At 64.8% G+C, this 13,299-nt stretch carries 9 protein-coding genes; 5 read left to right on the top strand and 4 right to left on the bottom strand.

Going from position 1 to position 13,299, the window contains the following annotated elements; genetic code table 11:
* The first annotated feature begins 26 nt into the window (after positions 1-26).
* The 3 genes from ACBG85_RS15050 to ACBG85_RS15040 are packed head-to-tail and all read left to right on the top strand — an operon-like array spanning position 27 to position 2,188.
* Positions 27-722 (top strand): histidine phosphatase family protein, encoded by a 696-nt coding sequence (locus tag ACBG85_RS15050; protein WP_003946173.1) that lies wholly within the window; start codon positions 27-29, stop codon positions 720-722.
* Positions 723-777: 55 nt separating this feature from the next.
* Positions 778-1,377 (top strand): DUF3090 domain-containing protein, encoded by a 600-nt coding sequence (locus ACBG85_RS15045; protein ID WP_003946200.1) that lies wholly within the window; start codon positions 778-780, stop codon positions 1,375-1,377.
* Between the two features lie 4 nt (positions 1,378-1,381).
* Positions 1,382-2,188 carry an SCO1664 family protein gene (locus ACBG85_RS15040; RefSeq protein WP_003946172.1) on the top strand — a complete coding sequence of 269 codons (807 nt, stop codon included), beginning with the start codon at positions 1,382-1,384 and terminating at the stop codon, positions 2,186-2,188.
* On the opposite strand, the gene ACBG85_RS15035 is transcribed toward ACBG85_RS15040, so the two are convergent.
* Positions 2,185-2,643 (bottom strand): MarR family winged helix-turn-helix transcriptional regulator, encoded by a 459-nt coding sequence (locus ACBG85_RS15035; protein ID WP_042450996.1) that lies wholly within the window; start codon positions 2,641-2,643, stop codon positions 2,185-2,187. The genes ACBG85_RS15040 and ACBG85_RS15035 overlap by 4 nt on opposite strands.
* Positions 2,644-2,770: 127 nt before the next feature.
* Between ACBG85_RS15035 and ACBG85_RS15030 the strand changes: the two genes are divergently transcribed.
* Positions 2,771-4,861: an MMPL family transporter gene (locus ACBG85_RS15030; protein ID WP_370852732.1), complete on the top strand. Its 2,091-nt coding sequence runs from the start codon at positions 2,771-2,773 to the stop codon at positions 4,859-4,861.
* A gap of 10 nt (positions 4,862-4,871) precedes the next feature.
* Positions 4,872-6,113, top strand: a complete 1,242-nt coding sequence (gene mshC / locus ACBG85_RS15025; protein ID WP_204855840.1) for a cysteine--1-D-myo-inosityl 2-amino-2-deoxy-alpha-D-glucopyranoside ligase — start codon at positions 4,872-4,874, stop codon at positions 6,111-6,113.
* A 57-nt stretch (positions 6,114-6,170) separates the two neighbouring features.
* Here mshC and ACBG85_RS15020 read toward each other — a convergent pair whose 3' ends face one another.
* Genes ACBG85_RS15020 through ACBG85_RS15010 form a run of 3 tightly spaced genes read right to left on the bottom strand, consistent with a single transcriptional unit; the run spans position 6,171 to position 13,287 of the window.
* Positions 6,171-10,346, bottom strand: coding sequence for a TIGR02680 family protein (locus ACBG85_RS15020; RefSeq protein WP_372023896.1), 4,176 nt, complete (start codon positions 10,344-10,346; stop codon positions 6,171-6,173).
* The gene (locus ACBG85_RS15015) at positions 10,343-11,785 is read right to left on the bottom strand and encodes a TIGR02678 family protein (protein ID WP_372023894.1); all 1,443 of its coding nucleotides are present in this window, start codon (positions 11,783-11,785) and stop codon (positions 10,343-10,345) included. Before ACBG85_RS15015 ends, ACBG85_RS15020 begins: the two co-directional genes overlap by 4 nt.
* On the bottom strand, positions 11,782-13,287 hold the full coding sequence (locus ACBG85_RS15010) for a TIGR02677 family protein (protein ID WP_372023892.1): 1,506 nt from the start codon (positions 13,285-13,287) through the stop codon (positions 11,782-11,784). Before ACBG85_RS15010 ends, ACBG85_RS15015 begins: the two co-directional genes overlap by 4 nt.
* Between the last annotated feature and the right edge of the window lie 12 nt (positions 13,288-13,299).

The raw sequence follows: 13,299 nt of genomic DNA, 5'->3' as shown, positions 1-13,299 counted from the left end.
GGCCACCGCCCCATTAGGGTTGTGGAATGACAGTTGTCCTACTGCGGCACGGGCGGTCGACGTCCAACACTGCCCATACCCTGGCCGGTCGAACGCCGGGTGTGGAACTCGACGACCACGGCCGGAAACAGGCCGAAGGCGTCGTCGATCGGCTGGTCGGTCTGGACATCGCGGAGATCGTCCGCTCGCCGCTGTTGCGGTGTGAGCAGACGGTCGGCCCCATTGCCGTCGACCGTGGTCTGACGCCGGTGGTCGAGGATCGCCTCATCGAGGTCGATTACGGCGACTGGACGGGTCGCCCGCTCAAGGAACTCTTGGAAGAACCGCTCTGGAAAGTGGTGCAGCGCCACGCTTCCGGTGCAGTGTTTCCCGGCGGTGAAGGGCTGGCCCAGGTACAGGCGCGAGCCGTTGCCGCGATCCGAGAGCACGACGCACGGCTGGCCGAAGAACACGGCAAGGACGTCGTCTGGATTGCGTGCACGCACGGTGACGTCATCAAATCGGTTCTCGCCGACGCGTTTGCGATGCATCTCGATTCGTTCCAGCGCATCGTCGCCGAGCCCGCCTCGGTCAGTGTGATTCGCTACACGGCGACACTGCCGTTCGTTCTTCGCGTCAACGACACCGGAGACGTGCTCGCCGCGATCGGTGCGGCGAAGGCCGCGACCAACGGTTCGGCTCCCGCGCAGGAGTCCGTCCCCGGCGGAGAGGTCGGTGCGTGAGCTGTGACGGATAATGGGTATTCAGTGATGTTCTGCTCGAACTCGAGGAGGTGCAATGTCGCGCGCGATTCACGTATTTCGCACTCCTGACCGATTTGTCGCAGGAACGGTGGGCGAACCCGGTGACAGGTCTTTCTATCTCCAGGCCGTGCACGAATCACGGGTGGTGAGTGTGCTGCTCGAGAAGCAGCAGGTTCAGGTCCTCGCCGATCGCATGGGCTTACTCCTCGAAGAGGTACATCGACGCTTCGGAACCGAGGTTCCGCCACAAGCCGACGACGTCTCCGACCTCAGCCCGCTGGTCACACCGCTCGACGCGGAGTTCCGGGTCGGCACGATGGGGCTCGGTTGGGACGCCGATGCCGGCGCGGTCGTCGTGGAGCTGCTTGCCGTCAGCGAGACGGAGTTCGACGAATCGGTTGTCCTCGACGACGCCGACGACGGTCCGGACGCGGTCCGTGTGTTCCTGACTCCGGAGCAAGCGCGCGAGTTTTCGCTGCGGTCCGAACGCGTCATCGCGGCGGGACGCGCGCCGTGCCCGCTGTGTGGTGAACCGTTGGCGCCCGAGGGGCACGTCTGCATCCGCACCAATGGGTACCGACGCGGCGAGTCCTTCGGTTTCGCGATCGACGACGCAGACGACGACGAGGTCTGACGTCGTGTCCGAACCTGGTGTGCCGGACGTTCTGCTCGAGGGTGATCTGACTCTGATCGGTCAGATCACCACAGCGAGCAACGCCACGCTGGTATGTGAGTCGACTCTGGGGGAGCAGTCCACCCGTGTGGTCTACAAGCCGGTGCGGGGTGAACGCCCACTGTGGGATTTCCCGGACGGCACTCTGGCGGGGCGTGAGGTCGCGTCGTACCGCGTGTCCGAGGCGCTGGGTTGGGGAGTGATTCCGCGAACAGTGTTGCGGGACGGCCCCTTCGGTCCAGGCATGGTGCAGCGATGGATCGACACCGTCGATCGCCGCGCGGATGGATCTGGCGGACTCGAGATGGTGGACCTGTGCAGTCCCGGCAACGTTCCGCCGGGGTGGTTCGAGGTCCTGCAGGCCTTCGACTCGGAGGGTGAACCAGTCTCCCTGATCCATGCGGACGATCCACGGCTGCAGCGAATGGCCGTTCTGGACGTCCTCATCAACAACGCCGACCGCAAAGGTGGTCACGCTCTCGAAGGCGTCGACGGCTCGGTGTACGGCGTTGATCACGGAATCTGTCTTCACTCGGAGAACAAGCTGCGGACCGTGTTGTGGGGGTGGGCCGGGCAGCCCGTACCCGGTGCTTTGATCGCCGACGTCGCCGAATTCGCGACAACTCTCGACGGGGATCTCGGCGACGAGTTGTCCGAACTGATCACCGAAGAGGAAATCGTGGCCTTGGCGGTGCGGGCGATGCAGTTCGCCGAGTCCGCTGTGATGCCTGAGCCGAACGGCCATCGAACGATTCCCTGGCCGGCCTTCTAGTCGCGAGACGTTTCCTGCTGTTCGCGAGTTGCCGTCAATCCGGGTGAGCGAACCAATCGCAGTAGTTGTTCGCGCAGCGCGGCGACATCCCCGACGCCGACGGTCAACGCCGCATCTTCCTTCTCGAGCGTCAGTAGTCGCTCGTACGTCAGTCTTCCGGCGTCGGTTATCGCGATCACGCGCCGACGCTCGTCCCTCGGATCGGTGTCACGAGTGACGTAACCCGCTCGTTCGAGACGGTCGATCGTGCGGCTCATCGTCTGATCGGTGACGCGGGCGTTCTTCGCGATGTCGCGTTGAGACGCCGCCCCACCGGCGATCGAGTGGAGCACGATCAGGCCCGCGTGCGTCATGTCCTGAGACCGCAAGACCTTCTCCCACGAGTGCTCCACCAGGCGTGCAGCGGTGGACAACAGCCGGCCGGTGGGCCAGTCGTCCAGGCCGTCGCTGCTCATTTTTCTGCCTTCCGTTTGCAATTACTCAGCATGCTGAACAAAATAGTCGGCAAGTCCTCTGCTGCCGATCCCTGGAGACCCAGTGAGCACACCAGTACAAAATCGTCCTGTTCGTCGCCTTCGATGGATTGTGCCAGCTCTCCTCGTGATCGGCTGGCTGGCAATCGGAGGATTCGGCGGTCCGTTCGCCGGAAAGCTCAGCACGGTGCAGCAGAACGACAACACGTCGTTCCTGCCCGCGTCGGCCGAAGCGACCGAGGTGGCAAAGCTTCAAGAGAGCTTCACGGACACGCGCTTCGTGCCGGCCATCATCGTGGCGGAACGACCGGGTGGCCTCGAGCCCGCCGACTCGACCTTCCTTTCCCAGACCGTCGATTCGTTCGTCGGTACCGAAGGATTCGGCGACGCCTCATCGCCGCCGATCCCGTCGGCCGACGGCCAGGCACTCCAGATGTTCCTGCCGGTCGACAGCACCCTCGAAGTCAAGGACAGCGTGAAAGCGCTGCGCGCGGCGCTGGAGTCGAGCCCTGACGGACTGACAGTCAAGGTCACGGGCCCCGCTGGGCAGGTTGCGGATCTGTCGGCAGCATTCGCCGGTATCGACGGATTGCTGTTGTTGGTAGCCGGATCCGTCGTGATCGTGATCCTGATCATCGTTTACCGAAGCCCGATCCTGCCGTTCGTGGTGATCTTCTCGGCGATCTTCGCACTCGGATTGTCGAGCTTGCTCGTGTATCTGCTCGCGGACGCGGACGTCATCGCACTGAACGGTCAGAGCCAGGGCATCCTGTTCATCCTCGTGTTCGGTGCCGCCACCGACTACGCGCTACTGCTGGTCTCTCGCTACCGGGAAGAATTGCGGATCGAGAAGGACAAGTACGCAGCAATGCGCACTGCGTGGCGCGCGACGCTCGAACCTGTCGCAGCGTCTGCAGGAACGGTCATCGCGGGCGTTCTGTGCCTGTTGCTCTCCGACCTGAACTCGAACCGCGGACTCGGTCCGGTGGCCGCCATCGGTATCGCCGCGTCCTTCCTCGCATCGATGACCTTCCTACCTGCTGTCCTGGTTCTGTTCGGGAGGACGGCGTACTGGCCGACCAAGCCGAAGTTCGATGCCGACCGCGAGCACCACGACGAGGCGAACGATCACCGGTTCTGGGCCGGGCTCGCTGCTCGAATCGGTAGGCATCCGCGCCGCTTCTGGGTGGCGTCGACGCTGGTGCTGGTGATCTTCGCGATGATGATGCCGCAGTTCAAAGCCAGCGGTGTCTCGTCGTCCGACATCTTCTTGCTCGATGTCGATTCGGTTGCAGGCCAGGAGATTCTCGGCGAGCACTTCGACGCGGGTTCGGGTTCACCGGCCGTGGTCATCGCGAATGCAGACCAAGTGGATGCCGTTGCGGCAGCCAGTCGCGTGGAGGGTGTCAGCGACGTAAGCGTCGTGCAGAACGGGGGAGCGCCTCTGGTTGTCGACGGGCGAGTCTCCCTGCAGGCGACGTTGACTGACGCTGCCGACTCGCTCGAGGCCGAAGACACCATCGTGCGACTGCGTGATGCAGTTCACTCAGTGGAGGGCGCCGACGCATTGGTCGGTGGCGTCACTGCGACCGACCTCGACACGAAGACCACCTCGACACGGGACCGGACACTCATCATTCCCGTGGTGATCATCGTGGTGTTCGTGATTCTCTCGCTCTTGCTGCGTTCGCTTCTCGCACCGCTGCTTCTCATGGGCACCGTTGTGCTCTCGTTTGCTGCGACACTGGGCATTTCGTCGCTGGTGTTCGACCACGTCTTCGGTTTCCCCGGCGCGGATCCGGTGGTCCCGCTCTTTGCGTTCGTGTTCCTCGTGGCTCTGGGAATCGACTACAACATCTTCCTCATGACGAGGGTGCGTGAGGAAGCGCTGAAGATCGGCACCAGGGCGGGTGCTCTGCGGGGACTCACGGTGACCGGCGGGGTGATCACATCTGCCGGAGTTGTTCTGGCAGCAACCTTCTCGGCGTTGGCGGTGATCCCTCTGTTGTTCCTCGCCCAGATCGCGTTCATCGTGGCGTTCGGTGTCCTGCTCGACGCTCTGATCGTCCGATCCTTGCTGGTCCCGGCCTTGACCTACGACATCGGTCAGAAGATCTGGTGGCCGAGCAAGCTCGCGTCGACGCCCGAACCGGAGCAGGATCAGCCAGCACCTTCCCAGCCTCAGAGCAGTCTCCACTAGGCTCGGCAGCATGCAGTCTTGGTCCGATACCGCACTCCCGTCCGTTCCCGGTCAGGGGCCGCCGTTGCGGCTGTACGACACAGCCGACCGTCAGGTTCGCCCCGTCACCCCGGGCAAGAAGGCGACGATGTACGTCTGCGGCATCACCCCGTACGACGCCACCCACCTCGGCCACGCGGCCACGTACCTCACGTTCGACCTCGTGAACCGCATCTGGCGCGACGCCGGACACGATGTCCACTACGTCCAGAACGTGACCGACGTGGACGACCCGCTGTTCGAGCGAGCCAATCGCGACGGCGAGGACTGGATCGTCCTCGGCATGCGTGAGACGGCTCTCTTCCGCGAGGACATGGAAGCGCTGCGTGTGCTTCCGCCGAAGGACTACATCGGCGCCGTCGAATCGGTGAACGAAGTAGTCGAGTTGGTGGAGAAGTTCGTGGCGTCCGGCGCCGCGTACATCGTCGACGACGCGGAGTTCCCTGACGTCTACTTCCGTGCCGACGCGACCGAGCAGTTCGGCTACGAGTCGGGCTACGACCGCGCGACGATGGAGAAGTTCTTTGCCGAACGCGGCGGAGATCCCGATCGCGTCGGAAAGCGCAATCCTCTCGACGCACTTGTCTGGCGTGCGGAGCGTCCGGGCGAGCCCTCGTGGCCCTCACCCTTCGGGCCGGGGCGCCCCGGCTGGCACATCGAGTGCGCGGCCATTGCACTCAACCGCATCGGCTCCGGCTTCGACGTCCAGGGCGGTGGCAGCGATCTGATCTTCCCGCACCACGAGTTCTCGGCGGCGCATGCCGAATCGGCAACGGGTGATCGCCGTTTCGCGCGGCACTATGTGCACACCGGCATGATCGGTCTCGACGGCGAGAAGATGTCGAAGAGTCGCGGAAACCTGGTCTTCGTCTCCAAGCTGCGCGGTGAGGGGGTGGACCCAGCGGCAATCCGTCTCGGACTGCTGTCCGGCCACTACCGCCAGGATCGCGCGTGGACTGATCAGGTCCTCGCGGATGCTCAGTCGCGCCTGAAGGTGTGGCGCGAGGCCGCGGCTCTCGGTTCTGCGCCGTCTGCCACCGACACTGTTGCGCGTTTGCGTCAGCACCTGGCCGACGATCTCGACACCCCGAAGGCGCTCGACGCGCTCGACGGTTGGGCCCGCCGCGCCATCGAGGGCGGCGGATCCGACACGCAGGCACCCGGCGAGTTCGCCGATGCCGTCGACGCCCTACTGGGTATTTCGCTTCGCTGAACCCCTGCTGTGCGCCTTTATTAACCGCCCGCGGTTAATAAAGGCGCACAGCAGTTTCTAGGCGTAGTCCAACGCACCTTCGGCGGGTGTCGGCACCCGGCGCCGTAGCGGCGAGCCCAATGCCCTCGCCAGATCCGTTCCGTCGTGCTCGGCGAGCAGCTCACCGTTCGACCAGACCAGCAGCGCGGCGCTGACCGCTTGTTCGGCCGTGGAGTGCGCGAGGTCGTAGTGCGCACACCCGGGGACGTCTGCGTATGTGATCCACAGGTCGTAGCCGGTCATGAAGAGATCCAGGTCGAACTGAACGCTCAAGCCGAGAAGCTCGCTGCGACCGTTGTCGTCGACACCGGCGAAGGCCTCGTCGAGTGCCAGCAGACGCGGGGCGTGCGGGTCGGCCGAGTCCAACATGACGTGCGCCGCGGCGAACAAAGGAAGGTGCAGCGAGACGGACTGCTCGCCACCAGACAGCGCGCTGTGCCGCGCGACGGTAAGACGGTCTTCCTTGCCCTCACCGCTGATGAGGGTGAACGAGAACACGCGCCATTGACGGTAGTCGAGCGCCGAGGACAGAATCTCCGGGTACGAGCGTTCGGGGTGCGCCGCGCGGGCGGTACGGATCTGCGTCGCGAAATGTGCTCGCAGAGTAGCTAGTTCATCGACGCCGAGGGCCGACGCGTCTCGATCCAGCAGCTTGGAGATTGCCCGCGAGCTGTCGTCGAGGTTGTCGGCGAGCACCCAGTGAACGCCGATGGTATTGCCTGAGGACATCCGCCGCTCACGCATCTCGGTGCCCATCTGTGCGATCAACTCGCGTGCGTCGACCGTGCGCTCGTGGATCTGCTGGGCCAATCCCGTCAACAGGGCATCTTCGAGAATGCGACGCTCGGATTCGGTGAGCAACTGCTCCTGATCGCCGCGAGCGTCGTGGATCCGCGTTGCGAACTCGCCGATCGACGAATAGCCCTGATCGTCCTGGACTCGTACGACGGTCAGCCCATCCGGTGCATCCCACTGCAGACGGTAGTCCTGTCCGGCCGCTGCGAGTTGCGCGTCGAAGTCCTGCAGCGCCGAGGTCAGTGCCGTGCGGGTTGCCTTTCGGGCGCCGTCGGTGACTCGGACTGCCGAGGTCGCAGCCTCGAGCGCTCGGTACAACCTGTCGACGTCTTCGGGGAGGACGGGCGGGTGGGCTGCGTCCTCGCTGCGATCTTCGTTCTGGATGCGGTAGACCAACTGATCGGGGCTCATCCACGCCGCTGAACTTGCCGGCCAGCTCAGATGTTCCTTGACGCCCAACAACTCGAGAAGGTCCGGGCGCGCGTAGGGTGCGAGTCGCTCTGCATCACTGCGGGTTTCGGTCAGGGTGTGACGCAAAGTCTCCACGGCGGTGTTGTACGCACCCTCCGCCGTGCCGATCTGGAGGACGGCGGCGTCGTACGCCTTTCGCGCCGCACGCTGTTCGACCTTGCATTCTTCGATCTTCGCGCGGGCTTTTGCCAGGTCCAGGTCGATCTGCTCGGCGCTGGCACCGAGGGTGTCGCGCAGCGTCTCGAGACGCTGCACCTGCTGGAGCAGACTCTCCTCGGCGATGGCGGCTTCCTCGGCGAATTCCTCCGCATTGGCGCGTGATTCGTCGAGACGGTCGCGAGACTCGCGTTCGAGTTCGACTTCCTTGGCATGCTCCCGTCGGCAGCGCAGCGCCAGTTCGCCCTGCTTCTCGAAATGACGGATCGCCGCCGCGAGGGAGTCGAGTTCACGGCCGATATGCGGGGTCCGGTGCTGCGACGCCGTCGCTCGGAGTTGCTTTTCCTTCGCCGCGAGATCAGCGATCGCCGCATCGAGTTCGCGTTGTGCCGTTTCCGTGGCCTCCGAGCGAGTACGGAGTGCGCCGGCGGATTCGGTGACCGTCTTGAGTGCGCGCAGGATCGAACCTGTCTTCGGCAATTCCTTTGCCGCAGAGTTGATCCGGCTCAGTTGCTCGTTGGTCTGCGCTACCAGTGCCTTGGCCGTATCGACTGCCGCGGCAAGTTCTTCCAGAGCCGCGTCGATCTCGGTGATCCGAGCTTCGCGTCGACGCGCCCGTGCTGTGGTGCCGATGTACTCGGCGTCGGCCTTGACGTGCCGGCCACGCGCGACGCCCTGCCAGAAGCGGCCGTCGACGCCGATCGCGACGCTTGCGTCGGAGTCGCCCGGCGCCTCGACGAGACTGATCGACGCGAGAATGTCCTGTACCCGAGCGTCGGGTACGTCGGCATTGCCTTCGACCTCGAGGACGTCGGCCAGCGTTCGTCCCTTCGGACGCTGCTTGACGGGCAGAGCCGTCAGGAACTGCTCGCTGACGTGCTCGGGAATCTTCTCGTCCGGGCAGACCCAGCCGTCGAGCAGATTTGCCGCCTGGAGTGCGGATTCGATTCCCGTGGCCACGTCTGGTTCGACGGAATCGGCGAAGCGCACCAACTGCCACAGCGGTGCACCACCCAGTTCACTGCGGTTGTCGGAGCGTGCGTGGAAGGCAGGCGGAGCGTCGTCGTGTTCCGCGGAGACGGCCTTGCGCTCGGATTTGAGAGCCGCGATGGAGGCGTGTGATGCAGATATTTCAGCTTCGGCCTCACGTCGACGCTCGCGCAGCGTCTCGGTGCCGGCCTCGGTGTGCTCGGCGAGAACTGCGGACAGCGCCGGAGCGTCTTCGTCGCCGACCTCGGCGAGCGCCGCGTCGAGAGCTTCGAACAGCGACGTGTCGGCGCCGACAGCCGAAAACAGGGAGGAGTGATCGGTCCACCACGCGCGCAGCCCGCTGGCGCACTGACTGCGTGCGAGTTCCACGGCAGCTTCGCCCTCGAGTACCGCGGCCTTGGACGCTTCGAGCAGCTCTTGTCCACGGCGAGAGCTGTTTTCGGCCCGGGTTCGTTCGGTCGCCGCCTTCTCGACGGTCGCCAGTGCGGTGCGGACGACGCGTACGTCACCGTCACGCTCCTCGGCATGGCCACGGACGGCTGCCGTGATCTGGTCACTGCGTGAGCCGTCGGGCAGGGGAGTCCAGACGATGCCGGCGTCCTCGGCTGCTGCCTGAAGTTCGTCCTCGGCGCGCGAGAGTGCTTCGGCCGCACGCTTGACCGACGATGCAGCCTTGTCGGCTTCGTCGCCGCGTTGAGCGAGTGCGGCCTGCGCTTTCCGGGACTTGTCTGCCTGCTGCTCGGTCGAGAGCTTGAGCGTCGCGACGGCCTGGGCGAGGTCGTCGAGTTGCTGTTTGCCTTCGTACGCGCTCGAGCGTTGCAGTGCTTCGACATTGGCGCGCGCGTTCTCGAGTGCCTGCTCGGCCTGGTTGAAGCGCTCCTCGGCTGCTGCCCGCGCATCACGGCTGCGGGTCTGGGCGAGCGACGACTCGTCCATGGCGGCAACACCTCTGGTGACCGCTGCGAGGCGGGTGCTGACCTGTTCGATCTCTCCGCGAGACTGCTGACGCAGGTACTTGGTGTAGACCCCGATGAAACTCTGGGCTGCCTGATCGGCGGCCGCGAGCCCCTCGAGCGCGCGGCCGACTTCCTCCATGTCGCTGAACGAACGCGCAGCTTCGAGGACCAACTGATCGTCGAGTGGACGGAGACCGTCGGTGAGTGCCTGCGAAAGGCCCTTCGGGTCGAGGTTCTTCGCGAGCTGGGGGCGGCGAAGCGTGAGAATGAGATTGATCAGCTGGTCGTAGCGCTGCACACCGAGACCGAACATTCGCGCGTCGATGGCTGTGCGGTAGTCGAGGGGACGGTCGGTGATGGAATCGCTGCCGAGTTGTTCGGCCAACTGCTTCTTGGTGAGAGGACGATCGTCGTTGCCGATCAGCGAGAAGTCGACTCCGACGCGGCCGTCGGCGACGAAGTACCAGCGGGTGACCTTGTCGTTGGTGCGGGTTGCGCGCATGCCGATGCCCACGGTCACCGACTCGGGATCTTCGAGGGAGCCGCGGCAGAACTCCATCCACACGTAGGAGTGCGCGCTGTCCTGACCGCGGTAGAGCAGGTTGGACTTCATCGTGCGCTCTTCACCGGCGAACGGGTTGAGGCGCCGCGGTTCGATGCGGCCGTCGAAGACGAACGGGAACAGGACCTCGAGGGCCTTGGTCTTGCCGGATCCGTTGGGTCCCCGCAGAACCAGTCGACCGTCGGCGAACGAGAACTCTTGGTCTCGGTAATCCCAGAGGTTGATGATTCCAGCCCGAGTAGGTCGGAAGCGGGCGTTGCTCATACGTTCTCTACCTCTGATAGTTCGCCGTTGGGGGAAGGTTCGGGGCCGAATTCGTCGACCGGATCCGGTGCGGAGTTGTCCACCGCGAAGTCGATCTGAGGATCGCGTTCGCGCACGGAGACCACGACGTCGCGGTACCGGGCAAGGACGGGCAACACCAGTACGCCGCCGTCGACCGCATGCGTCAGGCGCAGACGTTGCAGCAACCCGAGCGCCTGCTTGCGCAGCCCGTTGTGATCGGCCTGCCACTGCGCCGCGAAAGTTCGCCCGAACTGGTCCACCAACTCGGTGACCTTGTCAGCGAGCCAGTCGTCGTCGATTTTCGGGTACGTGACGGGTGGCGGTGGCTCGGTCGGTTCGCCGACGGGCAGCACGAAGTCGTCGTCCTCGTCGGCGAGGTCCTCGAAGATCCCGGCCTCGGGGATGGCGGCATCGAGTTGTTCGATCAGGTGATCGTCCGACACGTGCGGGATCGGAAGTTTCGGCAGTTCGGGAGCGTCGACGTCGAGTACGCGGTCGGCAATCTCGCCGGCCAGGAGAAGTGCCACCTGAGCGATCGTTCCGGTGCTCGGGAAGCGGACGTCGGAGAGTCGGCCGGTGGGATCGATCATCGCGATTCCCTCGGCGCGGCGCTCGGCCACCAACCCCGTCAGTAGTTCGACTTCCGACGCGGTCTTGGGCTGCGCCAACGCGATCAATTCGTGCTGATCGAGTTCACCGGCCAGTACGACCGGGCGCTCGACGAGTGCCCGACGTACTCGGCGTCCGATCTCTTTCGCGTCCACGGGAATTCCGTCGTCCTCGGAGGCGCTCGAGGTCTCGACGGCCAGGAGTCCGCGGATGGAGTGTAGGTGCTGCAGGGCGCGCGGTGGACGGAACAGCGCTACGACGACGGAACGGTCGATGTCGTAGAGTGCTTCTCCCGCTTCGGGATTGGACGCCCAGCCGTTTGCGTCACCGTCGGCGAGGGCGATGGCGCCTCTGACTCCGAGCCAGCCCACTGCGTCGACGAAGGCGTCGCGGTCGGACGCACGATCGGTGGAGAGTTCCACGCCGTCGACCTGCCCTGCGTCAGCCGCGACGTGATCGGCCAACTCCGACAACGTGATCTGGTTTCCGGCGCGGCCCAATGCGGCCAGGCACAACGCCAGGTACGCGTAACGCGTGCGATCGAAGGTTCGCTCGGAGGCAGTTCTGGCCGGTGCCGACGGGTTGAGCCGATCCGACACCGTGAACAGGCGCGCGGTGGTCTCCGTCACCTCGAGGCGGTAGCCGAACAGTTCGAGAAGGTCGTCACGCAGTTCGGTGGCCCAACGGCGCAAGAGCGGCAACGCAATTCGATCCGGGTACGTCGAGGTGATCAGGTGGTTGGACAGGATCACTCGCGCCGCGCGTTGATACGAGTCGAGGGCAAGGGGCGTGATCTCGCGAGCTCTCATCGAACACTGACCTCGATGCCGTCGAGATGCATACGCCCGCGGGCGGTCTTGATGGTGGTCGAACCGTCCGAGGGACTGAGTGTCAGCTTCACCCCATTCTCACTACCGGTGGAGCACTTGACGCGTCCCACCACTGGAACGCGCGCGGTCAGTGCTGCATTGAGCAGACTCAGCAAAACTTCGGTCTCCTGCTCGTTGAGTTCACGCTGATAGACGCCGTTCGACGCGAGTGATTGCGCCGCGGCGCTGCGCGTACGTTGCGCCGCCAATTGCTCTTCGCGCAGGCGGCGGATGCTGCCGTCGTTGCGGGCGACTTTGCTCGGCAAGCCGGGTGAGGGCGGGCGACCGGTTTCGGCGAGTGTTCGCGCGATCTCGACCGGCGGTGCCTCCCACCACGAGCGTGAGTGAGAAATGATGTCGGCGTCCGGATGCACCATCGAGAGGTGGCGTGGACGGCCGAGATCGAACACTGCCTGGAACAGAGCATGAGCTGCGTCTTCGGACGGCGTGGCGGCGAACCAGCCGGCGAGGTGCCGGAGCTGGCTCTCACGGCTGACGCCGCCGCGACGGGTTTCCGTGACGCGGCGAAGGAGCGCCAGAACCGCGGCGATCGCGCTCATCGTGCCCTCACGTAGACGCTCGGACTCGCTGATCCCCGATTCCGCGGAGACGAACCAGGCGGTCAATCCTCGCCAACGCGCAGCCCAGTCGTCCTCGCGTTCGGAGATCGGGACGAACACCCGTTCGTCACTGGCGGCGGCGAGGCGGATCATGCGATCGACCCCGGTGGATTCGACGTGCTCGATCGCTTCCTTGAGCTTGGGGGCGTAGCGCGCCAGATCGGAGCTGAACTCCCGCATGTGCGTGAGCAGAGCGTCCTTGTGCGTGAGGAAAGCCTGCGGAGTGATCTCCGTGGTCCGTACGAGGTCCCCGAGGGTCAGATAGAAGTGCGCGGCTCGATCAGCCATGTCGGAGAGTGTCGAGTCGAGGCGCTTGAGCTTGCGGAAGATCAGATCGCCGTCGGAGCTTCGGTTGGCCTCGGCGAGTTCGGACATGTCTGCGAGCAGGTCCGGCAGAGCGAGACGCGAGAGCGACGCCGAGTCCAGGCGTGCGGCGAGAACGTCTTCGACTGATCGATAGACCTGGTATCCGGCCTGACCGAACTGGTAGACGAAGTGGCGATTGCGGTACTCGGCCAGCGTGGCCGCGCGGGTGCCGTCGTAGCTGCGCTCGAGGATCTCCCACACGTGGAGCTGATCCAACAGGGGAGTGACCTCTGCTGCCGACAGATCGGCCGCCGGATCCGATCCACCGATCTTCTCGAGGATGTGCGCGACGGCTCCGGCATGCAGCAGGACGGTGTAGTTGGCGCGAGCATGGTCGAAGGCACGAAGTACCCAGAGGTACTCGGCCCGTTTTTCCGCGATCGTGAACGAAAACAGCTTCAGTCGATTGGTGTCGGCGTACGCGGCGTAATCGGGCGCACTCGTTTCTTCCACCATGACAGGGTAGGC

This window comes from Rhodococcus sp. NyZ502 (assembly GCF_041464245.1).
GTDB classification, from domain to species: Bacteria; Actinomycetota; Actinomycetes; order Mycobacteriales; family Mycobacteriaceae; genus Rhodococcus_F; species Rhodococcus_F qingshengii.
This window is presented reverse-complemented; position numbering and strand designations above follow the sequence as displayed.

Excerpts from the sequence above, each read along its gene's own strand:
- ACBG85_RS15035 (WP_042450996.1), bottom strand. The coding sequence starts at position 2,643 with ATGAGCAGCGACGGCCTGGACGACTGGCCCACCGGCCGGCTGTTGTCC.
- ACBG85_RS15020 (WP_372023896.1), bottom strand. The coding sequence starts at position 10,346 with ATGAGCAACGCCCGCTTCCGACCTACTCGGGCTGGAATCATCAACCTC.
- ACBG85_RS15010 (WP_372023892.1), bottom strand. The coding sequence starts at position 13,287 with ATGGTGGAAGAAACGAGTGCGCCCGATTACGCCGCGTACGCCGACACC.
- ACBG85_RS15015 (WP_372023894.1), bottom strand. The coding sequence starts at position 11,785 with ATGAGAGCTCGCGAGATCACGCCCCTTGCCCTCGACTCGTATCAACGC.
- ACBG85_RS15045 (WP_003946200.1), top strand. The coding sequence starts at position 778 with ATGTCGCGCGCGATTCACGTATTTCGCACTCCTGACCGATTTGTCGCA.
- mshC (WP_204855840.1), top strand. The coding sequence starts at position 4,872 with ATGCAGTCTTGGTCCGATACCGCACTCCCGTCCGTTCCCGGTCAGGGG.
- ACBG85_RS15050 (WP_003946173.1), top strand. The coding sequence starts at position 27 with ATGACAGTTGTCCTACTGCGGCACGGGCGGTCGACGTCCAACACTGCC.